Origin of the sequence: Sorangium aterium, assembly GCF_028368935.1 — a bacterium.
GTDB classification, from domain to species: Bacteria; Myxococcota_A; Polyangia; order Polyangiales; family Polyangiaceae; genus Sorangium; species Sorangium atrum.
Genome location: NZ_JAQNDK010000003.1, coordinates 255,943 through 280,051, shown reverse-complemented (window position 1 = coordinate 280,051; position 24,109 = coordinate 255,943). Strand labels below are relative to the sequence as shown.

Annotated in this window: 13 protein-coding genes; 7 read left to right on the top strand and 6 right to left on the bottom strand. The window is 73.2% G+C overall.

Going from position 1 to position 24,109, the window contains the following annotated elements:
* Positions 1-6: 6 nt before the first annotated feature.
* Positions 7-3,594 (bottom strand): serine/threonine-protein kinase, encoded by a 3,588-nt coding sequence (locus tag POL72_RS25440; protein ID WP_272098155.1) that lies wholly within the window; start codon positions 3,592-3,594, stop codon positions 7-9.
* A 519-nt stretch (positions 3,595-4,113) separates the two neighbouring features.
* On the opposite strand from POL72_RS25440, the gene POL72_RS25435 reads away from it, so the two are divergent.
* The gene (locus POL72_RS25435; RefSeq protein ID WP_272098154.1) at positions 4,114-4,830 is read left to right on the top strand and encodes a hypothetical protein; all 717 of its coding nucleotides are present in this window, start codon (positions 4,114-4,116) and stop codon (positions 4,828-4,830) included.
* A 41-nt stretch (positions 4,831-4,871) separates the two neighbouring features.
* Here the strand turns inward: POL72_RS25435 and POL72_RS25430 are convergent, their stop codons facing one another.
* From POL72_RS25430 to POL72_RS25420, 3 genes are all read right to left on the bottom strand, one after another.
* Positions 4,872-6,785 (bottom strand): L,D-transpeptidase, encoded by a 1,914-nt coding sequence (locus POL72_RS25430; RefSeq protein WP_272098153.1) that lies wholly within the window; start codon positions 6,783-6,785, stop codon positions 4,872-4,874.
* Between the two features lie 167 nt (positions 6,786-6,952).
* Positions 6,953-8,317 carry a DUF1552 domain-containing protein gene (locus POL72_RS25425; protein ID WP_272098152.1) on the bottom strand — a complete coding sequence of 455 codons (1,365 nt, stop codon included), beginning with the start codon at positions 8,315-8,317 and terminating at the stop codon, positions 6,953-6,955.
* Entirely contained in the window at positions 8,314-10,020 is a 1,707-nt protein-coding gene (locus POL72_RS25420) for a DUF1592 domain-containing protein (RefSeq protein WP_272098151.1), read from the bottom strand. The genes POL72_RS25425 and POL72_RS25420 overlap by 4 nt, the downstream gene beginning before the upstream one ends.
* A gap of 322 nt (positions 10,021-10,342) precedes the next feature.
* On the opposite strand from POL72_RS25420, the gene POL72_RS25415 reads away from it, so the two are divergent.
* The 3 genes from POL72_RS25415 (at position 10,343) to POL72_RS25405 (ending at position 14,906) form a co-directional block, all read left to right on the top strand.
* Positions 10,343-11,722: a hypothetical protein gene (locus tag POL72_RS25415; RefSeq protein WP_272098150.1), complete on the top strand. Its 1,380-nt coding sequence runs from the start codon at positions 10,343-10,345 to the stop codon at positions 11,720-11,722.
* 20 nt (positions 11,723-11,742) lie between these two features.
* Positions 11,743-12,327 carry a c-type cytochrome domain-containing protein gene (locus tag POL72_RS25410; protein WP_272098149.1) on the top strand — a complete coding sequence of 195 codons (585 nt, stop codon included), beginning with the start codon at positions 11,743-11,745 and terminating at the stop codon, positions 12,325-12,327.
* Between the two features lie 107 nt (positions 12,328-12,434).
* Positions 12,435-14,906, top strand: coding sequence for a DNA-binding transcriptional response regulator (locus POL72_RS25405; RefSeq protein ID WP_272098148.1), 2,472 nt, complete (start codon positions 12,435-12,437; stop codon positions 14,904-14,906).
* A gap of 1 nt (position 14,907) precedes the next feature.
* Here the strand turns inward: POL72_RS25405 and POL72_RS25400 are convergent, their stop codons facing one another.
* Positions 14,908-16,470 carry a tetratricopeptide repeat protein gene (locus POL72_RS25400; RefSeq protein ID WP_272098147.1) on the bottom strand — a complete coding sequence of 521 codons (1,563 nt, stop codon included), beginning with the start codon at positions 16,468-16,470 and terminating at the stop codon, positions 14,908-14,910.
* A 352-nt stretch (positions 16,471-16,822) separates the two neighbouring features.
* Between POL72_RS25400 and POL72_RS25395 the strand changes: the two genes are divergently transcribed.
* Genes POL72_RS25395 through POL72_RS25385 form a run of 3 tightly spaced genes read left to right on the top strand, consistent with a single transcriptional unit; the run spans position 16,823 to position 22,215 of the window.
* Positions 16,823-19,516 carry a DUF6531 domain-containing protein gene (locus POL72_RS25395; RefSeq protein ID WP_272098146.1) on the top strand — a complete coding sequence of 898 codons (2,694 nt, stop codon included), beginning with the start codon at positions 16,823-16,825 and terminating at the stop codon, positions 19,514-19,516.
* Positions 19,468-20,835 (top strand): RHS repeat-associated core domain-containing protein, encoded by a 1,368-nt coding sequence (locus tag POL72_RS25390; protein ID WP_272100007.1) that lies wholly within the window; start codon positions 19,468-19,470, stop codon positions 20,833-20,835. Before POL72_RS25395 ends, POL72_RS25390 begins: the two co-directional genes overlap by 49 nt.
* A 54-nt stretch (positions 20,836-20,889) precedes the next feature.
* A complete protein-coding gene (locus POL72_RS25385) occupies positions 20,890-22,215 on the top strand; it encodes a hypothetical protein (protein WP_272098145.1) in 1,326 nt (441 codons plus the stop codon).
* Between the two features lie 173 nt (positions 22,216-22,388).
* Here the strand turns inward: POL72_RS25385 and POL72_RS25380 are convergent, their stop codons facing one another.
* Positions 22,389-24,038, bottom strand: coding sequence for a tetratricopeptide repeat protein (locus tag POL72_RS25380; protein ID WP_272098144.1), 1,650 nt, complete (start codon positions 24,036-24,038; stop codon positions 22,389-22,391).
* Positions 24,039-24,109 lie beyond the last annotated feature (71 nt).

The window sequence follows — 24,109 nt, the reverse complement described above, 5'->3', positions numbered from 1 at the left end:
GCCTGCCTACGCGTCGTCGGCCGCGAGCTCGTCGTGGAGCTCCCGGGCGCGCGCCGCGTGGCGCGCCGCCGCGGCGCCCTCGCCGATCGCGGTGGCGTGCGCCGCGGCGCGGTCGTACGCCGCCGCGGCCGCCCGCAGATCGCCGCCCCGCTCATAGTGGTGGGCGAGGAGGGCGGCGCCCTCGTCGCGCGCCGCCGCGTTCGGGGCGCGGTGCTCGATCCAGTCGGCGACGAGCAGGTGGATCCGCCGGCGGATCTTGAGGCTCAGCATCTCGTAGGCGACCTCGCACGTCGCCTGCTCCACGAACACGTACTCGCGCTCGCCGGGGAACGACGCGGGGGAGCGGAGCCGGATCAGCTGGCGCTCGCAGAGGCGCGCGAGCAGCTCGGCGGTGGACGCGCTGCCGCCGTGGCGCACCGAGAACGGCGGATCGAGATCCTGGAGCTCCGCGAGGATGCGCTCGCTCGACATCGGCGAGCGCGCCTGCGGGGCGTCGTTCCGGAGCCGCTCGACCGCGCCCTCCCAGAAGGTCCGGCCGACGACCGCGGCCTGCGCGAGGAGGCCGCGCGCGGCCTCGTCCAGGCGGTCGAGGCGCGCCTGGACCACGCCGTGCACCGCCGGCGGCAGGCTCAGCGCGCTGAGCGCGTCGTCACGGACGTGCCACGCGCCCTCCTGGGCCTCGATGGCGCCGGCGTCCACGAGCAGGTGGAGGGTCTCCTCCACGGTTCGCGGGTTGCCCTCGGAGCGCTCGGCGATCGCGCGCACGAGCTCGAGATCGAGCGCGGAGGCGCCGCGGAGCCGATCCCGGATCATCTCCTCCGCGTGCCGCCGCGCGAGCGGTGACGCGTCGACGCGGACGTACGCTTCCTTCCCGACGCCCCAGTCGGGGCGGCGCTCGTAGAGCTCGGGGCGCGCGGTGCACACCATGCAGAGCGGCAGCCCCTCGGCGTGCGCCACGAGCTCCTCGACGAGGTCGAGCGTCGCGTCGTCGGCCCACTGCAGGTCGTCGCACACGATCACCATCGGCGTCCGCTCGAGGGCGAAGGTGACGAGCAGCACGAGCGCGGAGGCGATCCGGCGCCTCGCCAGCACGCTGCCGCGCGCCGCGGCCTCGAGCAGCCCTGCGGGCGCAGGCCGCGCGCCCAGGATCGCCGCCAGCCGGGCGAGGATCTCCTCGAGGTCGCTCCCCCCGCTCGGCCTCGACAGCGAGGGCGACGGATCGAGCTCGTCGTCGTCCTCGTACCGCGCCGCCCCGGCTCCCCTGCGCCCGCTGACGGTCGAGCTGATCGGCCCTCGGAGCGGGACGGACGACGCGCGGGTCACGATGGGCGACGCGCCCCCGAGCGCGGCGGCCCTGGCCCCCGCCCCGGCGGCCTCCCGCTCGGCGCGGACGCGGGCGCGCGCGGCGCGCAGCCGGATCCAGCGCAGACCGCGGCGCAGCTTGCGCAGGATGACCTGGGCTGGATCGGCCTCGTGGATCCCGAACCAGCGGCGGAGCAGCGCGCCGGCCAGGCCATAGCTCGACTCCTGCGCGAGCGCCGAGCACTGCGCCGAGAGGGTGAGCAGCTCCCCGGGCGGCGCGAGCGCGTACCCGCGCTCCGAGGAGGGCGCGCCGCCCCCGGCGCCGCCGTCGCGGAGGCCCGCGAAGAGCTCTGCGAGCATCCGCGTCCGTCCCACGCCGGGCGCGCCGACCAGCGTGATGAGGCGCGGCCGCCGCTCGTGGAAGGCGGTCTCGACGAGATCACACAGGCGCTGCATCTCCGCGCCGCGCCCGACGAGGCGCGTCGAGAGCCCATGGAAATCGGGCGGCGCGAACGCGTGGTGGAGCGGCGCCTCGCCGAGCACGCGGTAGATCGGCTGCGCCGCGCCGTGAGCGGTGGACGCCGGAGGCGCCGCCGGCGCCCGGACCGCACCCGCGCCCGCGTCGATCGGCTCGACGTGGAAGCGCCCGAGGACGAGGCGGTGGGTGTCGCGGCCGATCACGATCGCGCCGCGCGGCGCGAGCTGCTGCAGGCGCCCCGCGCCGTCGACCGCGTCGCCGATGACGGCGAGGTCCTGACGCGCCGAGCCTCCCGCGCCGACGAAGGCCCGCCCCGTCGCGATCCCGAACCGCACCGAGAGGCGGACCGATCGCGCGGCGCGCGGCAGCGCGAGGCGCGGGATCGCGGCCTGCGCGCCGAGCGCCGCGACGATCGCCCGCTCGGCGTCGCTGTCGGTCGAGCGAGGGACGCCGAAGACGGCCATGACGCGCCCGCCGATCGGCCGCTCGACGATCCCGTGCATCTGCTCGACGTGCTCCGCGAGCTCCTGATAGCAGCGGTCGACGACGTCCTTGACGTCCTCGGGATCGAGCCGCGACGAGAGCGCGGTCGCCTCGGACAGATCGGCGAACAGGACGGTGCAGATCCGGTGCTCTCCACCCTCGAACGGCAGCGCGGCCCGGGTCCGCGGCGAGCCGCGATCGGAGCTCACGCTCCCCCTCATCCCGCTGCTGTCCGGCGCCAGCCACGACCTCGACGACGGCGGCAGCGACGGCGGCGGGACCGACAGCGCCGGCGGCGGCGGCAGCGGCGGCAGGTGGACGGTGGCGAGGTCGAGCAGCCCGTCCGCGTCGTCGTTCGTGTCGCTCGGGCCGAAGGCGGGCGCGCGCAGGGTGTCGCGCGCCACCACGACGATGCTGGAGCGGTGGGCGGCCTCCAGGGCGGCCCACATCTCGCCGAGGTTGTGGAACCGCTGCGAGGGGTTGATCGCGAGCGCGCGGCCGAGGACCGCCTCGACGTCGGCGTTCGCGTTCACCCCGCGGGAACGGAAGCTCGGCCGGATCGCCTCGTCGCTCGAGGCGACGAAGAGCTGGATGACGTCGCCGCCCGAGAGGGCGGGCTGACCGCTCGCGACCTCGACGAGGATGAGGGCCATCGCATAGACGTCGGTCCAGGGCCCCGTGGCGCCGAACCGCGGGCTGAACTGCTCCGGCGCGCCGTACTGCGGCGTGAAGGCGCGGAACGTTCGTCCCGTCTGGACGAGCGCCTCTGCGAACGTCGGCGTCTCCGAGAAGACCTTGGCGAGCCCGAAGTCGAGCACCTTCATGCGGTCGCCGAGCAGGAACAGGTTGGCCGGCTTGACGTCGCGGTGAGACACGTTCTCGTCGTGGGCGACGGCGAGCGCGGAGGCGACCGGCGCGAGGAGCCGGATCGCGTCGCCGAGGCTCCTCGGCGGGAGCTTCTCGGCGCTGCGGCGCTTGAGATCCTGCTCGAGCGTCTCGCCCTCCAGCCACTCCATGACGATGTACGGCGTCCAGGGCCCCTTCGGAGCCGCGGCAGCGCCGATGTCGAGCGCCTGGACGATGCCCATCGTCCGGCGCGAGAGCTGGTGGAGCAGGCGCGCCTCCTCGCGGAACTTGGCGAGGAAGCCGTCCTGCTGGTCAGGGCTTAGACCCGCGGGGATCTTGAGACATTTGACGGCGACCGGCGCATCGAAGCCGAGGTGCCGGGCCCGGTAGACGACGCCGAACGCTCCCTCGCCCGCCAGCGCCTCGACGGCGAACTGGCCGTCGATGATCGACCCCACCCAGCCGAACGGGTCGCTGGCCTGCATCGTTGCCTAGGCTACCTGTTGCGCCGAACCCCGAGCAAGAGAAGCAACGGCCGCGGGCGAGGGGATGTGCGAGGCGGGGCGCGCGTGGGGCCCGCCGAACTCGCATGGGCCGCTCGCGCCTCCCTCGCTGCGCGTGGGAGGCGCGAGCGGCAAGAGTGCTCGGACAGCGGCCCGTCTCCACGCGCGCCCCGCCTCGCACATCCCCTCGCCCGCGGCTCCAGGGAGGGAAAGAGGCCCTGACGGCCGCGACGGGCGACTGGCATGGAGCCGCCTCCGCCGGCCGGGTCATGATGAGGCCGGTGATTCGAGCTCGACGGCGCTGATTTGCCTACATGAGCGCAGCGGCCGAACTCGCTCTTTGCCTGTCACGGTCGGCCTGCGCTTCAGGCGCTCACGGGCGCGCAGGGACGCCGAAGAAGCAGTATCCCTTGCCCCAGAGCGGGAATCGAAAGGGCGAGGGAGAGCGCGCCGCGTCGGTTCATCGTCGACCGCCGCGGACGGCAGCGCCATCCTGAACGCATGAACTTCCTGCTTCATCGCCACCTCGCCGCGCGCGACCTCGGCTCGGCCGCCGCGGGCGCAGCGGCGATGCTCCCGGACCTCTGGCGCATGGCCGACCGGCGCGTCAGGCCCTCCCGCGCGCCCGATCGCCCTGCCGCCCCGCCGCCCCGCCTCGCCGAGGTGCTGGCCGGCATCGACCACCACGTCGCCGTCGACCGCTGGTTCCACGCCGCCCCCGTCTTCGTGGAGGGTGAGCGCCGCCTCGCCGCCGCGTTGCGCGCCGCCTCGCTCGGCGCGCCCCGGCTCGCGCTGTTCGCGCACGTGCTCTGGGAGATGTGCCTCGACGGCGCGCTCGTCCGCAGGACGGGCCTAGCGCCCCTCCTCGACGACCTCCGCGCCGGCCTCGACGCCATCGACGGCGCCCCGACCGAGACCGCCGCCTCGATCCACCACTTCCAGCAGCGCGCCCCCTCCCCTGCCGGCGCCCTCGCCGATCGCGCCGCCTTCGAGTCGCGGCTCCATCGCATCTGCGACGAGCTCCTCCGCGGCCCCTGGATCGCCGGCTACCAGGACGGCGCCGGCCTAGCTCTTCGCCTCTCAGGCGTCCGCGCGCGCTTCGGCATGCCCCCCTTCACCCCGGACCAGCACGCCCGCCTGGCCGCGCTCCTCGACGCCCTCGCCGCCTCCGCGGACGACGCCCTGACCGACCTCCTCCGCACCGCGCCGAAGCACTGAAGCGCCCCCGCACCCCTTCATCCAGACAGCGATCGCGTCTCTTACTCGTGCACGATGACCGTCGTTCCTTCGCCCAGCTCTTCGCCTGTGTTGATGGCGTGCCATCCGGGCGGCACCGGGGGATCGGTCCAAAGAAAGAGCCGGTGGGCGTCGATGGGTGACAGGTTGATGCAGCCGTGGCTGCGCGGCGTGCCGAAGACGTCGTGCCAGTACGCGGCGTGGAGCGCGTAGCCGCTCGCGAAGTACTGGATGTACGGCACGTCCTTGAGGGCATAGGTCCCCTCGCCGCGGCGCCGCGTCACGCCGTACTCCCCGTCGCCCTTCCGGGGGACCACCTTCTCGCCTGCCGCGGGCTTCGCCGCAGCGCTCGCGCCCGGCTTCTTCGAGGAGCGCTCCTTCGAGGAGCCGCCCTTCTCCGGCTTCGCGCCGCGCGAGGCCGACGGCGCGTCGGCGGTCGTCTCCGCGCGGCCGCCGACGCTCGACGACTCGTTCGAGTCCATCGTCGCCGTGATGTGCTTGTTGCGGATCCGGAAGATGCCGCGCACCGTCGCGGTCGTGGTCTTGGGATCGGCCACCCCGGCCTGGCCGGTCGAGACCAGCGTGGCGTAGACCGGGCGCTTGCCCTCCCAGAGGACCAGCGTCTGGTGCGTGATCGACACCTCGATCCACTTCTCGCCCTTCTCGGCGACCTCCGGCCACGCGGACGGCGCGACCGCGAGCCCGACGTCGAGCTGGCTCACGTACCGCTGATCCCGGGTGCGGTAGTACTTCACGCCCTCGATCCGGCGCATCCTGCCGGTCAGCGGGACGATGTCCCGGAACGGCAGCTCCTTGCCCGGCGTCGCCTTGTCGCCCTGGATCTGGACGTCGCGGGCGCTCCGCGCGCGGACGAAGGCGAGCGGCAGCGTGAGCGCGTCGGTCAGCTCGACGCCGTGCCAGGGAGAGCCGGTGTCGGGCTTGATCTTCGTCGCAGGCGCGAGCCGGAGATCGGTCGTGATCGCGAACCGCCGGCTCAGCGACTCCGGTCCGGTCGTGAACGATCCGATCAGCGACAGCCCCGTGAAGCGCCGCGCGCGATCGGCGAAGACCGCGTAGTCCGGGACCTTGAAGTCGCTGATGTTGCGGATGAGGCGCTTGCCGCCCTCGAGCCAGAACGGGATCGGGTCGCCGTCCCCTTCCCCGCCGAGCAGCGCGCCCTCGCCGATCTCGAGCGAGTTCTTCCCAAGGCCGAGCTCGCCGAGCTGCTTGCCAGCAAGCGGCACGCCGCGCGCGTCGATCGCCACGTCGTTCGCGCCGAGGACGACCCGCTGCACGGTCGCCTTGTTCTCCTCGAACCACGACAGGTGCTCGTCGAGCTTGAACTCCGATTTGCGCTGCTCCTCGGCGGTGGGGACGCGCAGGTAGAGCGGCAGCACCGCGCGGACGAAGGCGTACCGGTACGGGAGCGCGGTCCTCAGGTTCGGCCCAGGGCCGGCGGCCTTGAGGATCGGGTCGTTCAGGTCGAGCGTCGCCTCCTCGCCAACGCAGAGGTAGCCGTGGGGCTCGATCGCATACCAGCCGCCCGGACAGCCCGCGGTGCCGGCGGGCTCGGCGGAGCGGGGCACCCTGGAGCCGACGCGCAGGTACCCGAGCTTCTTCGACGTGTCGCGCGGCTCCTTGTAGACGGTCGCCACGAAGGCCGTCACGCCGAGCAGCGGTTTGTCGCTCGGCGGCCACGCGGACGCCGCGGGCGCCGCAGGCGCGGCCTGCCCCTCGGTCGCTGTGAGCGCCGAGGGGGCCGCGTCGGCGCCCGCGTCGCCGGCAGGGGCCGCGGCCCCCGCGTCCGCGGAGGCGTCCGCGGGCTTGCGACAGCCGCACGCCGCGGCCGTGAGCGCCGCGAGGTGAGCGAGACAGAGAGCGAGGCGCGCCGCGCGCCGCGCACCGTGAGGCTTCCCGGAGGACAGCAGGGCGCCCATGCGGGCCTACTTGCCAAAATCGGCGCGCGACGAAAAGCCCAAAACACCCGGCGGACGCGCGCCGGCGGCTGGCTCCTCGGGGCTCCGCCCCGGACCCCGGCGTCCGCTTCGCGGTCGCCCTGGTTGCGCGCGTCAGCGATCCCTGGAGGGATTTCCGGCGCGCGCAACTAGACCGAGAGGCCCGGCAACGCCCCCGTGCAGTACGCGGGGTTGCCGAACGTCGACACGTCCACGCCCATCGCGTTGCACAGCGCGACGAGCAGGTTGTTGTGGGGATCGCCGGCATAGCGCAAGAATCTTCCAGTCCTGAGCGCCCCGCCGGCGCCCCCCGCGATCACGTACGGCATGTCGCGCCGCGAGTGGCTCTGCCCCTCCGAGATGTCCGTGCACCAGAGGACGAGCGTGTTGTCGAGGAGCGTGCCCGTGCCCTCCTGGACGGCGTCGAGCCGCTCGAGCAGGTACGCGAGCTGCTCCGCCTGCCAGCGCCCGATGTCGACGAGCTGCCGCTGCTTGTCCGCGTCGGCGATGTTCGAGTGCGAGAGCGCGTGGTGCGTCTCCGACTGGCCGAGCCACGTGAACACCTTGCCCGCCTGGGTCGCGCTCCACTGGATGGACGCCACCCGCGTGAGATCGCAGGCGAGCGCCATCGCGAGCAGATCGGTCTGCAGCCGCCCGATCGCGGGGAAGTTGTCGTTCGCGTAGACGTCGAGCGGCTCGCCCAGCGCCGGCAGGGCGCACGCGCCGCCGAGGAGCGCCGGCACGTCGAGCCGCTGCTCGATGTCGTTCAGCGCGTCGAGGTGCCGCTCCAGCTTCTGCCGGTCCTCGCCCCCCAGCTCGCGCGCGAGGGCGCCGTAGTCCTCCATGACGCTGCCGAGCACCCGGCGGCGCAGGACGCGCCGCCGCGCGAGCTCCGCGGGGTCGGCGCTGAGGTCCAGGAACAGCCGGTCGAAGGCCGCGCGCGGATCGTCCTCCGGCGGGACCGGCTGGCCCGGGCCGAGGTACGAGAGGCGCGACGAGACGTTGGCGTACTGGACCTGGACGCCGAGCTCGAGCGACGAGAGCTTCGTGCGAGCCCCGAGCCTCGCGGCGAGGAGCTGGTCGACCGAGATGCCCCCGCCCCAGCCGACCCGCGCGGCGGGGTTGCAGGCGTACGGGAAGAGGGTCCCCTCCTGGAGCTCCGTGCCCGTGAGCGCCTGGCCGATGCCCTGCTGGTGAGAGTCGCCCGGCCCGTGGTAGGCGGACTCCATGTCGATGCCCTCGACGACGAGCAGCTTGTCCCGGTAGGGCGAGAGCGGCGCGAGGATCTCTCCGAGCTCGAACGACGTCTCGGTCCCGATCGGCTGCCAGGCCTCCTTCACCGTGCCGAGGCCGGTGAAGAAGACGACGAAGCGCTTCGGGAAATCGACCGCGCTCGCCGATCCGGCCATGGCGTCGAGGAAGGGGAGCGCGAGGGCGAGCCCGCCGGCCCCGCGCAGGAAGGCGCGGCGATCGAGGCGCCTCCTCGACGCGCGGCGCTGCACGGCCCCGCTCACGGCGCGCCCCCTGCGCCCCGCGCCGCGCGGCGGTAGCGGAACGCGTCCGTCTGGGTCAGCGCCACGAGCAGCGCCTTGATGTTGTACCCGCTCTCGGCGAACGCCGCCTGGATCTGGCGCATGCTGCACTCGTCCTCCGCCTGCTCGGCGCGGCCGTAGCCGAAGCGGAACCACTGCGTCGCGACGCACTGGCGCACCTCGTCGCTCTCCGCGAGGCGGTGCGCGAGCTCCACCGCCCCGTCGAAGGGCCCATCGATGTCCCGGCTCCCCACGATCTCGCCGCTCGCGTCGACCGGGACGCCCTGGTCGACCTCGCGGTAGAGGCCGATCCCGTCGTAGCGCTCGAACCCGAAGCCGATCGGATCCATGAGCCGGTGGCAACCGGCGCAGGCCGGGTCCTCCGCGTGCCGCTCGAACTGCCTGCGGGTCGGGATCCCGTCCCGCACCGGCGGCGGCTGGATGTCCACGTCGGGCGGCGGCGGCGGCAGCGTCCGGCAGAGCAGCCGCTCCCGGACGAACTTGCCGCGATGGACGGGCGACGACTGGTCCGGCTTCGCGAGCACCGCGAGCACGCTGGCCTGGGTGAGGAAGCCGGCGCGCTGCGCGGGATCGAGCGGCACGACCGAGAGCGCGCCGGGCGCCTCCGCGCCGCCCGCCGCTCCCAGCCCGTAGAAAGCGCGGAGCTCGGCGTTCATCAGCGAGTAGGGCGCCGTCAGCAGGGTCGCCACGTCGCCGGCGTCGTCCTCGAACACGACGTGATCGAGGAACGCCTCGGTCTCCGCCCGGAGGAGCGCCGGGAGCCCGGCGTGGAAGCCGGGGTAGACCGCCGGGTCCTTGGTGAGGGTGTCGATGTTCGACAGCTGCAGCCATTGCGCGTGGAAGTTCGCGACGGCGGCGCGGGCGCGCGGATCCTCGAGCATGCGGCGGGCCTGCGCGGCGATCTGCTCCGCGGTGCGGAGCTCCCCCGCGTCGGCTGCAGCGAACAGCGCGTCGTCGGGCATCGAGCTCCAGAGCAGGTACGAGAGCCGCGAGGCGATCTCGTGGTCCGAGAGCGCCACCACGCCCTCGCCGGCCGGATCCGGCATGCCGTGCTCGACGCGGTAAAGGAAGTGCGGCGACTGGAGCATCGCCTGGATCACGAGCTCGACGCCGGTCGAGAAGCCGTGCTCGTCGTTTCCGGAGGCGAAGAGCCGCGCGAGCCGCTCGCTCTCCGCGGGCGCGAGGGGACGGCGGAACGCGCGCTTGCCGAGGCGCTCGATGAGCTCGGCAGCGCACACGTCGGGCCCCTGCACCACCGGGTCGCACCCCGGAAGGAGCTTCCCGAGATCCTTCGCGGCCCGCGCCGCGATCGCCTCGGAGGCCTTCATGAGCTGCTCGGCGAGGAGCTGCGTGACCCCGAGCGCCGCCGCCTGGTTGTTGAACCCGAGCGCCTCCTCCTCGACAACGAAGGCGTCGGCCGGCGCGCTGTCGTCGCCCAGGAGATCGCGGATCGTGTTGTTGTACTCGAAGCGCGTCATCCGCCGGAGCGGCGACGCGCCCGGCCGGATGTCCGCGCAGCGCGGCGCCTCGCCCTCCGCTCCCCCCGCGGCCCCGCCGCCGCGCCCGCCGGAGCAGGCGGCGGCCGCCGCCACGACGATCGCGAGCCCGAGAGAGCCGCCGGGGCCGCGCGCCGCGCGGCGGTGCCGTCCTCTTGACCGATCCATCTGTCCTCTCCCCGGGGGGACGCGCTGGCCCGCGATGCGCTGCGTTGCGGCGCTGCGCATCGTGCGACGACATTTCTCCCTTCGCTGGGGCCCGTCAAGGCGCCAAGGAAGACGAGGCTCCGCGAGGCCCGCGAGTCCGATTGCAGCGGAGTCTCGTAGCGACACTGCGCGTCACCAGAAATGTCGCTCACCCCCCTCGAAAGACGCTGGATCCAGCCGCGACATCGCCTGTAGGCTCGCGCGCGTGCAAGCTTCGTTTGACGCCGCTGCCGGCAAAAGGCCCACGCGGAAGCCGACCAGGTTCAGAACGCTGTCCCTCTCTTTGAGCCTCTGCGGGAGGATCCTCCTCGGGCTCTCCGCCGCGACGGTCACGACGTTCGCGCTCTCGCCCATCGCGCTCGCCGCCCCCAAGGGGTCGAAGTCGATCGCGATCCACATCGAGGGGCCGAACGCGGACGACATCCGCGAGGACATCGCGTCCCTCGTCCCGGAGACGCTGAAGGTCGTGGACGCTGACGCGTTCTCGAAGTCGCTGCGCGGCGCCGGCCAGACCAAGCCGGTGGGCGACGCGCTGGTGGCGAAGGCCCAGCGGAAGAAGGCCATCGACCGCATCCGCAAGGCGGGCAAGGCCGCCAAGGTGGAGGGGGTGATCTACGGCGTCTCGCGGACGAACAAGAAGAAGAAGAAAGAGGTCCACCTCGTCTACGTCGACGAGAACGCCGGCGACCTCGCGGTGGACGGCGCGGTGCCGCTGGGCGGCTCGCGGGACGACCGCAAGAAGGCGCTGGAAGAGCTGCTCGGCCCGACGCTCTCGCAGATCGCGCCGGCGGCCGCCGCGGCCGACGAGGACAAGCCGAAGGACGGCGGCGACGAGGGCGACGGCGCGAAGGACGGCGACGACGAGAAGGACGGCGACGACGGCGACAAGAGCGCCGACGACGGCGACAAGGGCGGCGACGACGGCGACAAGGGCGGGAAGCGCAAGCGCCACGACCCCCGCTCGGCGCTGTTCTCAGTCGAGGCCGGCGTCGAGTTCACCGGCCGCTGGTTCGAGTACTCCGATCCGGTCACGCAGAACCTCCGGCCCTACGACGTCTTCGGTCAGCCCGCGGTGTCGATCTCCGGCGAGGTGTACCCGCTCGCGTCGACGGACATCCCGGTGCTCAAGGGCCTCGGCATCACCGCGGGGTACATGCTGGCGCTCGGCCTCAACTCGGCGGTGGGCGAGGGCGACCCGATCAGCACGACCTACCAGCGCGTCAACCTGGGGCTGCGGGAGCGGCTGTCGATCGGCGAGTCGGCCGTGCTCGGCATCTCCGCCGGGCTCCGGCTCCTGACCTTCGAGGTCGACGCGCCGGAGGCCCTGGCCAGGACGGTGCCGAACGTCTCCTACACGCTGGTCCGGGGCGGCCTCGACCTGCGGGTGCCGGCCGGCCCGGTCGCGCTGGCGCTCGGCGCCGACTACCTCTTCCCGCTCTCGTCAGGCCCGGTCTACGATCGGTTCGCCGGGGCGAGCGTGCAGGGCATCGGCGCGATGGCCGGCGTGCTCGTGCCCGTCACGACCGGCGTCGAGGCGCGGCTCCTCGTCGAGTACGCGCGGTTCTTCTCGTCGTTCGAGCCCGCGATCGGCGACCCGTACGTGGCCGGCGGGGCGATCGACCAGTACCTTGGGGTGCGGCTCGCCGGAGCCTACGTTTACTGAGCGAGAGAGAGAGGTAGCACGTGACGTACATCGCTTTCCTTGGCGGGCGCACCGCGCTCGCCGCCGCCGTGATGAGCGGCGCTGCGTTCATCATCAGCTGCGCGGGGACCCTCGAGGACAAGGACCAGTACCTCGCCGGCGGCGACGGGCCTGGCGGCGGAAACGGCCAGGGCGCGACGACCGGCAGCGGCGGCGACGCCGCGGCCACCAGCGGCGGCGACGCTGCGGCCACCAGCGGCGGCGACGCTGCGGCCACCAGCGGCGGCGACGCTGCGACCACCAGCGCGAGCAGCGGCGGTGGGACCGGATGCGCGGAAGCGCAGGCGCTGGTGGCGGCGAAGTGCGCCACCGCGGGCTGCCACGATGGGCAAGCGAACCTGGGGGGCCTCAATCTGACGACGGGCTGGGAGACCAGGGTCGCGGGCCAGGCGTCCGACTGCGGCGGCAACGGCACGGTGATCGTGCCGGGCGATCCGGACGCCAGCTTGCTCTACATGAAGCTCTCGGACCCCCCGCCGTGCGACAGCCGGATGCCGCTCGGCCCGGAGCTCAGCGCCGACGAGAAGAAGTGTCTCTACGACTACATCGCGGCGCTCCCGCCCTGAGGTAGCGAAGGAGCGTCTGGCCGCGGCAGCGGCGCGGGCGGCGCGGTCGTCACCTCGATGAGACCGCCTCGTTGGCGCCCCCGTGACCAGACGCTACGCTCGCCGCGATGCTGCGCCGGCGCTCGTTCTGGATCGCCGCGGCCGCCGTCGCCTACACCGCCTTCGCCGCGCTCCGGGCGTCCGGCGGCCACGGGCCCGCGTGGCTCGCCCTGCTCGGGCTGCCCGCGTTGCTCGCGCTTGGCCTCCGCTGGGTAGAGCGGCCGCCGCGGGGAGAGGACCGGATCGAGCCGGCGGCCCGCAGCGCGGCCGCCGTCTGCCTCACCGGCGCCGCGATGCTCGCCGCCGCGCGGAGCGGCCCCGCCGGGCTCGCGCTGATCGCGCTCGGCAACCTCGGCGCGGCGGCCGCGGCGATGGCCGCCCTGGTCGGCCTCGCGCGCATCGCGGGCCTCGGCGGCCTTCTCGAGCCTCCGCCGAGCACGCGGCGCCTCGACGCGGCGGCGTTCGCCTCGCTCTTCTGGACCGTGGCGATCGCCCTGCCCGCCGTCTCCGCGGTGGCGCCCGAGCGCACGGCCGATCTCGATCCGCTGCTCGTCCACTACGCCACGTCCGCCGCCTCGCTCGGCTCGCTCACGGTGACGCTCGTGGCGATCGCGCGCGTCCGCATCGCGCGGCGGATCGAGCTCGGCGTGGCCGACAGGGTCGAGGCCGCGCTGCTGCTCACCGCGACCGCGCTGGCGGTCGGCCTCGCGGCGGCCTTCGTCGGCGTCGCGCCCCCCGAGTCGATCCTGCCGGTCACGAGCGCCGTCGCGGCGGTCTGCGTCGCGTTCTGCACCGTGGCCGCGGACGCCGCGCAGGTCTCGCGCGCGCTCCGCGGCACGCTCGCCGTCGCGACGCTCGCGACCCCGCCGGCGCTGCTCGCGGTCTACGCCGTGCACGAGGCGCCGCGCGGCGATCTCGGGCTCCGGGGCGCGCCGCAGTCCTCCGTCGGCGTCGCCGTGTTCGGCGCGTGCGCGCTGTGCGCGCTCGCGGGGCTCGCGGCGCCGGCGCTCGCGCGCCGGTTCGCGCCGGAGGGGGCGCGCTGGCTCGGGGCCTTCGACGCCGCGACGCGCGCGGCGATGAACCCGGAGCCGGAGGCGGCGCTCGAGGCGGCCCTCTCCGCGCTGCGCGAGGCGTCGGACGCCGGCGTCGCCGGGCAGGCCCCGCCGGCGCTCTACCTGCTCTCGCCGCCCGAGCGGGTGACCGTCGATCGCGCCGGCTACGCGCACACCGAGCCGGCGGAGGTGCCGGCGCGCCTCATCGAGCTCGCCCAGATCGAGCCGGAGCGCGTCCTTCGCGTCGAGGCCGCCGAGGCCGTCGAGGTCCGGCGGCCGGAGGTGCGCCCGCTGCTCGCCTGGCTCGCGGAGCGCGACGTCGGCGTCGTGGCCCTGGTGAACGACGCGGAGGGCCCGATCGGGGCCCTGGCCATCCCGCGGGCCCGGCGCGCGTCGCCGATGACGCTGGAGGAGGTGAGCGGCCTGCGCGCTGTCGCCGACCGGCTCGGCGCGGTGATCGCGGTGTCGGCGATGCTGTCGGGGTCGCGCGGCCGCGAGGTCGCCGCCCGCCGCGAGGCCGAGGAGCGCGCGCGCGAGGTGAGCCGGCTCGAGCGCGCCGTGGCGCAGGGCGCGGGGCGCTTCCGCGCGATCGCGGCGCTGCTCGCGCGGCCGGCGCGGGCCGCCGCCTACAGCCCCGCCGCCCGCGCGGCGCTCGAGCAGCTGGAGCGGCTCGGCGTGGCCGGCGGCCCGGTCACGCTGCTGACGGCGCCCGGGATCGACGCCGTGGCGTGGGGCGCGGTCGTCCACCTGACCTCGCCGCGCGCGGGCGGCCCGCTGGCGATCGTCGACGGCGCGGCGCCCCTCCCCGAGGGGTTCGCGCAGGCGTTCGCGCAGGCGCGGGGCGCTGCGCCGGCGCGCGACGAGCGGGGCGCTGCGCCGGCGCGCGACGAGGCGGCGGCGATCGAGGGCTCCTCGGGGACGCCGACCGCGCTCGCACTGTGGCGTGATCCGGACAGCTCGCCCATCGAGGCGGCGCGGGGGGGCACGCTGCTCGTGCTCGACGCCCAGGCCTTGCCGTCGGAGGTGCAGAGCTACCTCGGCGCGGCGCTGCCGGACGACGTGGGGCTCGTCGTGGCGGTGCCCCAGACCGTGGACGCGCTCGCGGCGACCGGCCAGCTGAGCGAGCGGCTCGCGGACCGGCTCGGCGACCGGGCCGTCGCGCTGCCCTCGCTGTCGTCGCGCGCCGAGGATCTCCGCGCGCTCGCGCTGGATCACCTCGCGCGCATCGGCGTCCGCCTGCGGGGCCGTCCGTTCGGCCTCGATCTGCGGGCGCTGCAGGCCGTGCTCGACCACCCGTGGCCCGGCAACGACGCCGAGATGGGCGCGGTCCTGCTCCGCGCGGCGCTCGTGGCCAAGGGCGACGTCATCGGCGAGAGCGAGCTCGCGGCGATCGGCTTCGCCCCGTCGCCCGAGCCCGCCAGCGGGGCGGACAGCGTCCGCGGCGAGCCGCGCCGCGCCCGGAGGCGGCGCGCGGATCCGAGGGGGTAGGCTACGCCTCGGGCGGGGCCCGCCGCGCTGCCCTGGGTGGCACGCCGGGGCGGATCTGCGCGGGCTGCAGCATGTTCTTCCGGAGGAAGTGATCGAACATGTGCTGGCAGCTGGGACAGGGGTCCACGGGATCGCCGGCGTCGAAGTACCTGGACGCCGCCGCCTGGATCGCGATCCCGGCGTCGGGGATCTCGCGCAGCGCCCGTCGCGTCCCTGCTTCGTCCAGGGTGCCGGGCCGGAGCGCGTGTTCCCGCTCCCATGAAGCAAGGTAGTCGCTGAGCGCCGCGGGCGCCGAGCACCGTCCTGGCTCCACGGGGATCCGCGCCGGCTCTCCCCTGGAGAGCGCCTCGATCCAGCCGCGGTACCACGCGGTGAAGCTGTCGTGGGTCGGGACGACGCCGAGGCCTGCCGCGCGAAGATCCGCCCAGACGCTGCCCGCGCGCGGGCCGCGGATCACGAGCACGGAGAAGTAGCCGCAGCCCATGTGCGCGAGGGCGACGGTCCCGCGGACGACCTCGTCGGTCTGGAGCGCGGCGCGCTGGGGTGCGGTCAGCGTCCGTGGATCGGGTCGGTAGGCCCTCGTATGGGGGAACTCGCCGGTCAGGCTCTCGAGCTGTCCAGGGCCGTCGAGCGGCAGGAGCCCGTGGTACGGGCCGGCGCCGGAGCTGCCGACGCGGGTCAGGAAGGCGGCGTAATCGGCGGGTATGCGAGCGCCGCACGAGGCCTCGACGCGCTCGATGTCTCGCGCGGTGAGCGGCGGGTGGAGCCGGTATCCGTGCGCGCGGGCGCCGAAGCGGTTCAGCCACGGATCGTGATCGCGGTGGAGGTGGTCGAGCGCCTCGGCGGCGCCCGCGACGAAGCCCTCGACGACCGCGGCGGGAGCGGGATGGTGGAGCCCCTCGGCGCGCAGGCGCTCGAGCGCCCACGCGGCGGCGGCGCTCTCCGGGTGCGCCCTGGCGTAGGCCGCGAGCTTGTCATATGCGGAGGCGTCGCCGTCGCGCGCGGCGCGGTGGTAGGCGTGGATCGGGAAGGCGGCTGGGTGCGCCGGCTGCGCCGCGAGGACGGCCTCGAGGTGGCGCAGCCCCTCGTCGGTGCGGCCGGCCTCGCAGAGCATGGCGCCGAGGTCGCAGCGGGCCGAGACGTCCTCGGGATCGAGGCGAGCGGCGGCCTCGAACGCGTCGCGGGCCGCGTCGATCTCGCCGCGCTCGCGGAGGACGTAGGCCAGGCTCACGGCGGTCGCGAACGTCGGATCGAGCTCGAACGCCCGGCGGGCGAGCTGCACGGCCTCGTCGAGGCGGCCGAGCTTGCGAAGGATCATCCCGGAGACCCAGGCGACCTGCGGGTGGTCCGGGTGGCTCGCGCGGAGCGCGTCGAGGACGGGCAGCGTCTTTTCCAGGGCGCCGCGGGCCTTCGCGTCGGGGTGCCCGTCCGGGTAGCGGCCAAGGAGCTTCACGAGGCGGTAGACCGCGGCGTCGACCTCCATGCGCGCCACGTTCTTCGGCGTGAGCTCCGGGGCGCCCTGCCGCGGCGTGGGTTTCTGCTTGCGCCGCCCGGTCCTGGACATGGCGGGACGGTAGCCTGCCCAAGTGGGGGCACCAAGGAGCGGCGGAGGCCTGCGGGGCATCGCGCGCGCCGGGAGAGGTCGGCCGTCGATGCCTCTCTGGGAACGCGGTCCGCTAGGGCGAGCTCTCGCGGATGCCCGGAACCGGCCGCCGGCGGGCGGCCTGGCAGGCCAGCGCCGCGTGGGGGGACGCCCGCCGGCGTGCACCGCCGCGTGGGGGGACGCCCGCCGGCATGCACCGCCGCGTGCGGGGACGCCCGCCGGCATGCACCGCCGCGTGCGGGGACCGCCGCGGACGGCGTCGAGGAACCGCCGGCAGGTTGCGAGCGGCACGCCCGTCGCCGAGCATGCCCGCATGGCGCGAACGGCCCCGTTTCCGAATGCGGCGGTGATCCCCGGCATGAACCCCGGCGTCTTCATCCTCGGCGGCGGCGGAAGCGGCGGAGGTGGCAATGGCCGCAACGGAAATGGCCGCGGCGGCGGTCAAGGTGGCGATGGGAAGAACGGCGGCAACGGCGCGCGCGGCGGCGGCAAGGACGCGGGGAGCTGCGGGCCCGGCAGCGGCGGCGGCTGTCCCAACCCCGCACACGGCGGCGGAGGCGGCACGCACGCGGGCGATCCGGTCGATCCGATCGCAGGGCGCGTCTACACGGTGGCGGTCGTCGACCTCGCGCTGCCCGGCGCGATCCCGCTCGTGGTCAAGCGCAGCTACAGCTCGGCGCTCGTCGAGGACGATTGCGGCCTCGGCTTTGGCTGGACGCACTCGCTCGCGTGGCAGATCGAGGAGCGGCGTCGCGGCGTGCGGGTGCTGGAGCCGCACGCGGCGGCGACGGAGCTGCCGCAGGAGCTCGATGAGGGCGAATCGGTGCGGCTGCCGTGCGGGGTACTGACCCGGTATCCCTGGGGCTACGCGCTCGCGGCCGATGGGCTGGCGTATCTGTTCGCGGAGCCGCTCGGCAGCCGCTGGCTGCTGAGCCGGATCGTCGACGCGCACGACAACGCCATCTCGCTCGCGTACGAGGACGGCCGCCTCGTGCAGGTCATCGACAGCGCAGGCCGTGTCGTGCGCGTACGTCGCCACAGCGACGGGCACATCGCCGCCTTCGAGGTCAAGAACGCCTTCGCGCACGGTCGATGGGAGACACGGCGGCGGTACGCGTTCGACGCGCGCGGCGACCTCATCGCAGCCGAGGACGCCGCGGGGCACGCGCACCGGTTCGCGTACGACGAGGACCATCGCCTGGTGCGGCGGGAAGAGCCCGGCGGGCTCGTGGCGGAGTTTCGCTACAAGGACACGCGCTGCATCGAAGCGTGGTGTCACCGCGAGGGCAACGACGCGCTCGACGACGGCGTGCCGGGGGCCTTGGGCGACGGTTCGCCGGCGAAGGGGTTCCTGCACGTCAAGATCGACCACCACGACGTCGCGCTCACCGAGGTGATCACCTCGCGCGCCATCCGACGGGTCGACGGAAACGCCTTCGGCAAGCTCGACAGGATGGTCTGGGGAGCCGGCGGCGGCGTGCATATGTTCGGCTACGACGATACCGGTGCGCTGTGCGCGTACCAGGACGCGCTGGGGCAGGTCTTCCGCTGGGAGCGCGACACCGAGGGGCGGGTTCTGGCCGAGGTCGATCCGATGGCGAACAGGACCGCCTACGAGCACGACGCGCGCGGGCTCGTCTCGGCCATGATCGACGCGCTCGGCGGCACGGCGCGCTACGAGCGCGACGCGCGCGGCGATGTGGTGGCCGTCTACGACGACATGGGGTTCGTCGTCGGATTCGCCTACGACATGCGTGGCCTGCTGGTCGGCGCGACCCTGCCGAACGGCGGCGAGACGCGCATGGAGTACGACGCGCTCGCGAACCGCATCCGAGTCATCGAACCCGACGGCGCCGAGCGGCGCATCCGATACGACTTCCTCGGCCGGGTGATGGGTTTCACCGACGAGCGCGGGCACGAGACCCGTTTCGCTTACGACGCCTGCGGCAGGCTCGCGGCCGTGTTCGGGCCGAGCGGCGCGGTGACGCGCTACGACTTCGACGTCGACGGCAACCTGGCGAGGATCAGCGACGCCGACGGGCGCACGACCACGCTACGTTGGGGCGGCTTCCACGTCGTCACCGAGCTCGTGCGGCCCGACGGGAGCGCGGTGCGGTATCGCTACGACCGCGAGCAGGACCTGGTGCGCATCGTCAACGAGGCCGGTGAGGAGCACCGGATCGAGCGCGACGCCGAGGGGCGCATCACCGGCGAGCGGACCTTCGATGGGCGGGCGATCCGGTACAGGCTCGACCTGCTGGGCAGGATCGTACGGAGGGAGTGTGGCTCCGAGAGCGTCGGTCTCGCGTACGATCCGCTCGGGAGGCTCGTGAAGCGGAGCACCTCCGACGGGCGCGAAGATACCTTTGAGTACGATCCGCTCGGCCGGATCGAGCGCGCGGTCAGCGGCGACATCGAGTGCGAGTACATCTACGACGCGCGGGGGCGCGTGACGGCCGAGGTGACGCGGCGGGGCGCCGAGGTGCTCGCGGCGTTCGCGTGGACCTACGACGCCATGGGCAAGGCCACCTCCGTGCGCGGGCCGGGGGGCGAGATGAGCGTGCAGCGCGACCTCAGGGGGCGGCCCGTCGCCGTGCAGATCGGCGGGGAGAGCAAGCCGCTGCGCCTCGCCTACGATGCGCGCGGCTTCGAGGTCGAGCGGCTCCTGCCAGGCGGCGGCACGATTGCGACCGACGTCGACGCGGACGGGTGGATGGATCGGCAGCGGGTGCTCGGGATGGCTACGGCGCCGCGCGTCGCCCCGGGAGAGCCCGCCCGATGCCGTCGCGCGAGACGTGGCGCAAGACGTACGCTTGGTCGCCTGCGGGGCTGCTACGCACCCACGAGGACCTCGGCGGCAAGATGGGAGAGCTGCTCCGCGACGCGAACGGCCGCGTCGTCGAGCGGCGCAAGGCGGGCAGAGCCGCCGAGCGGTTCCGCTTCACCGCTGCGGGAGAGATGGAGCGAGCTGGCGAGCGACGTACCTACGCGCCTGGGGGGCGGTTGACGGCACGCAGCGCGGGACAAGAGACCGTGCACTACGAGTACAGCGAGCGCGGCGACGTGGTGCGGAAGCGCGTGAGCGAGCTGGACGGCCAGGGCGAGGTGCGGAGCGAGCGCGTGTGGACGTACGACTGGAGCGGCGACGGGCGGCTCATGGCGGCGCGGACCCCGGAGGGGAGGACGATCTCGTTCGCTTATGACGCCTTCGGCCGCAGGGTCGAGAAGCGCGTGGCGCGACTCGGGCAGGTCGAGAGCGTGACCCGGTATGCCTTTCGCGGCGATGTGATGGTGCACGAGCGCACCGAGCGCGCGCTGCACGACGAGGCGCCCGTCGTGGAGGAGCGGAGCTACGTCACGCTGCCGGAGAGCATTCTGCCGCTCGCACAGAGGGAGGGCGCGGCGGGGGCGCTCAGGTACTTCGTGCATGGGGTGAACGGGTTTCCGGAGGCGCTGTTCGAGGGGGACGGGAGCGCCGCGACGGAGCTCGAGGCAGGCCTGTACGGCGACCTGTCGGCCGAACAGGCCAGGATCACACCGCTCAGGCTTCCGGGGCAGTATGCCGACGAGGAGACCGGGCTCCACTACAACGGGCACAGGTACTACGACCCGGAGACCGGGGAGTACCTCAGCCCGGAGCCGATCGGGATCGAAGGGAGCCTCAAGCCGTATGCGTACGTCGACAACTACCCGGTGGATTGGGTCGATTTCAACGGCCTTACGCGGATGGAGTGCACCATCACGCGGACGGATGGCTCGACGATCACGGCACTAAGCCGCGGGCGGCGCCGGAGCGATATCCACCCTGCCGTTCAGGCGGCGCTGCCTCCATCGAACGCTCGCGGCAGCGACGCGAACGTCCTGCCACAGGACTGCGCCGAACCGCAGGCGTTGAGCGCCCATCTGGAGGACTGGGAGAGCAGAACTGGCCTATCGTGCCGGCCAGGTGATCCAAATTGGAGGAAACACCTGGGAAAAGCGATGCGCGAGATCAACGAGAACGACGGCATCGCCTCGTCCATGGCCGGAGTCCCACGCGCGTCGTGCCCCAACTGCTCACAGACGATCCCCCGCCTTTACACGCTCGCCGGGATGAATCCACCGAACGGCGTGATTGCTCCGGGGTACGAGGGTCAGGAACGCAGTGGGACTCAGACAAGGACCACCAGACCCGCAAGCGGCTTCCTTTTCAACAACAGCAACCGCACTGCCTCCAGCTTCAACGATCCACGAAACCGCAGCGGGACTCCAGGACAGACACCCGGACGCAGCGGGCTCGGCACCTGGACATATGATGAAGAGCGCGGATTCTGGCACCGTCACTGAACCGCTGAGCGCGCACTCGATGCTCATCCACAAAGGCTCTTAGGGACTTACTCCATGGCAGATCGTAGCATGAGAGCGGAGCATCGAGACTCACTCCCCGCCGGAGTATTCGAACTCAACCTTGTCGAACCGAGCACCTCTCAGCTCGCAACACTGCGCATTTTCGGCCACATCTTCGAGCAGAGCCTCGCGGGCGGCGGCATTCACGAAGCCAAGCATCATAGATTGGATAGCGCGATCGCGGCGGTAACAGCGTTCGAGCATCAGTTGATGAAGCTCCTCGCGGCAGGCTTCCGCCATGCCCTGCCACCTCCTTCACTCCATGCTGACGTCGAGTCGCTCATCGACGAGGAGCCTGAAGAGCCCACAGGTTACCTGCTTCTCGCGGAGCTGCTCCGCGCGTCAGCAGACCCACGCGGTGAGCTCATTGAGATTGAAGCTGCACGCCTTCACGCGGACACGCCGGATCTGCGCAGGCGCGAGGAGGATCTGCTCCGGGCGCACGGGGGCCACCTCTTTGGTGCCCTCGATGATGTTCAGCGCGCTCTTCCAGGCACCTTCTCGTACGAGAATTTCCTTGGGTTCGTTCGCGAGGCGTCCGTCGCAGGCGCCGACGCTGTTGCCCTTGCGGACGGATTTGAACCACCGCTGCTGCGTGCCGATCGACGGGAGCTCGGCTTCGATCCCCGCGTCGATCGACCAGCACCCCACACTTACGCCATCCACGCGCTCCGCCGCTTGCTGCATCATCCTGCCGGACGCTTCATCCGCCGTCTGCGCATCGAGGTCCACGCGGAGCTCGAACCGTTCCTTTCTCTCCTCATGGAGCACGGGCGCATCGACCGCGTCTCGCACCTGACCGTTACGTCGCGAGCCGGAGGCGCGCTCGGACCGTCGTTGCCTGGATTGCGTGCCCTCGCCTGCTACGCCCGATCGCTCGGCGGCTGGACCGCTGCGCCGCTGTTGCAGCTCGAGCGTGTCACGGTCCGCTGGGAAGCGGCGCAGCTGTCCTCGGTTTTGGCTGCACTCAGTGCTGACCAGCTCCCGGCGCTTCAGCACCTCGCCTTGTGGGACGCTCCGCTCGACGCAAAGTCAACGAGCGCAATGCTCGACGAACCGATCATGGCACAGCTCAGGAGCCTCGATCTCTGGTCACAAATCACGCCCCAACGCGGCATGTACGAGGCGCTGCTCACGCGGCGGAGGGATCTCGCTCATCTGCAGCGGCTCGTCGTTCCGCGCCACGGCGCCCCCGCCGATCTCGTCGCCCAGTTTGCCGACTGGCCCGCCGTGATCTGGACGGACCGGATCCGCGCCGGCCTCGAAGAAGTAGATCGAGAGGCGATCGCCGGCTTTCCTCTCGGAGGATTCCTCTTTTAGCTTCGGGGGGACTACGACGACCTCGCGAATCTCGTTCCACCGTCGCCTCGACGCTGTCATGCTGCCGACCAGCCTCGCGCTGCGGGTCGACCGCCGCGACGAGCACGTCGAGCTGTGCATCGATGGCAGCCGCGTCATCGAGCGCTCGGTCGGGCGACGGCTCGCGGGCCCGCTCAGTAGAAGCGGTAGCCGAGGCTCGCCGGGGCCGCGAAGACCCAGCCGTCGAGGCCCTTCATGACCGTCGGGGAGACGCTCAGCAGGAGCGCGCCCGACGTCCAGCCCGCGCTCGGAAGGTCCGCGAGCACCAGCGACACGTCGACGCTCCCGCCGAACGCGAGCGTCTCGACGAGCGCGCTCTCGGGGAGGCTGCCCTCGCGCGCGTTCACGGCGACCTCGCTCCGACCGTAGTTGAGGTGGACCACCTCGGAGGGGATCTCCCCCTTGATCCCGGTGACCTTCGCCTGCTGCCCCACCGGGCCCACGAGCCCTGAAAGGCCGAGCCAGACGCGCCCGAGGCGCATCGAGACGGAGGGGCCGCCGACAACGAAATAGCCGCCGCCGAAGCGGTAGCCGCCCAGCACACGCGCGCCAAGGTGCAGATCCTCGGAGATCGCAAACCCGATGAACGCCTCCCCGCCAGCAAACGGCCCGATCGCCGGATCGAAGCTGGCATGGCAGACCTCATCGTCACAAGGCGCGATGAGCTCACCCTCCGGGATGTTGTAGCTGTAGGAGTACGCGCTCAGATCGCCGAAGCTGCCGGAGTCCATCAGGCCGATCAACGCGCCGCCGGCCACACCGGCCTCGATCACGAAGCTCCCGGTGTGCCTCGGCGAAGATCCAGAGCTCGGCTCCGGCTCCTCGGCTGCAGGAGGCGCCGCAGGCGACGCATCGGTCTCCGGCCCCGCTGCAGCCTTCCCAGGCCCGGCAGCGCCCTTCCCAGCCTCCGCCGCAGCCGGGCCCTTCTCAGACCCCGCAGCGCCCTTCCCCGGCCCCGCAGCGCCCTTCCCCGGCCCCGCAGCGCCCTTCCCCGGCCCCGCAGCGCCCTTCCCCGGCCCCGCAGCGCCCTTCCCCGGCCCCGCAGCGCCGTCCCCAGCCGCCGCGCTCCCCTTCTCCGACGCCGCCGCCACCGGCGCCGCCGCCGCGGGCGCCTCCGCTGCGGGCGCAGGCTGCGCAGCGGCCGAGGCGTCCTTGGCGAGCGCCGGCACCGCCACGGTCTTCCGCTCGCCCCGCTTGATCGAGACCGACTTCTCCCACGGCTTTCGGCCAGGGGCGCTCGCGCTCACCTTGTGCTGGCCAGGATCGATCGGCCTCGCCTGACCCCAGAGCGCGCCGTCGACCGGCGCCCCGTCCAGCGTCACCTCGAGCCCCTCGACCGCGGCTGCGCGCGGCACGCTCAGCGTCAGCCGCGGGAGCGACAGCTCCAGCTTCGCTCCCCTCGCCTTCGCGTCGGCCTCCAGGCGCTTGTTGCCCTCCTTGCGGGCCGCTGCGCCGAGATCGATGTACTCGGCCCACGCCGTCGCCACCTTGCCCTGCTTCTCGTGGCACATCGCCAGCGCGAGGAGCGTCGCCGACCTCGGGCTCAGCCTGTAGCTCTCCTCGAGCTTCGGGCAGGCCTCCGCGACCTTGCCCTTCTTCATCAGGCTCTTGCCCTCGTCGAGCAGCGCCTCCGCCTGCGCGAACGCGACGCCCGGGCTCACCGCGAGCGCGAGCGCGAGCGCGACGCCGGCGAGGCGCGCGCAGGAGCGCCCGGCGCTCCAGGCGCGCCGCGACGCCTCGACGCAGGATCCGCGGCGCCGCGCGCGCCAGGGGGAAGCAAGCAACTTGTCGGAAGTCTCAGCGTCTTGCCGGTTCAAACGGTCCGTCGCTCCCAGGGCGATGCCCGTGAGGTGAT

Bases quoted from the DNA above. Each gene is read 5' to 3' on its own strand.
- POL72_RS25430 (WP_272098153.1), bottom strand. From the start codon at position 6,785: ATGGGCGCCCTGCTGTCCTCCGGGAAGCCTCACGGTGCGCGGCGCGCG.
- POL72_RS25435 (WP_272098154.1), top strand. From the start codon at position 4,114: ATGAACTTCCTGCTTCATCGCCACCTCGCCGCGCGCGACCTCGGCTCG.
- POL72_RS25400 (WP_272098147.1), bottom strand. From the start codon at position 16,470: ATGTCCAGGACCGGGCGGCGCAAGCAGAAACCCACGCCGCGGCAGGGC.
- POL72_RS25390 (WP_272100007.1), top strand. From the start codon at position 19,468: ATGGAGCGAGCTGGCGAGCGACGTACCTACGCGCCTGGGGGGCGGTTG.
- POL72_RS25395 (WP_272098146.1), top strand. From the start codon at position 16,823: ATGGCGCGAACGGCCCCGTTTCCGAATGCGGCGGTGATCCCCGGCATG.
- POL72_RS25440 (WP_272098155.1), bottom strand. From the start codon at position 3,594: ATGCAGGCCAGCGACCCGTTCGGCTGGGTGGGGTCGATCATCGACGGC.
- POL72_RS25420 (WP_272098151.1), bottom strand. From the start codon at position 10,020: ATGGATCGGTCAAGAGGACGGCACCGCCGCGCGGCGCGCGGCCCCGGC.
- POL72_RS25405 (WP_272098148.1), top strand. From the start codon at position 12,435: ATGCTGCGCCGGCGCTCGTTCTGGATCGCCGCGGCCGCCGTCGCCTAC.
- POL72_RS25385 (WP_272098145.1), top strand. From the start codon at position 20,890: ATGGCAGATCGTAGCATGAGAGCGGAGCATCGAGACTCACTCCCCGCC.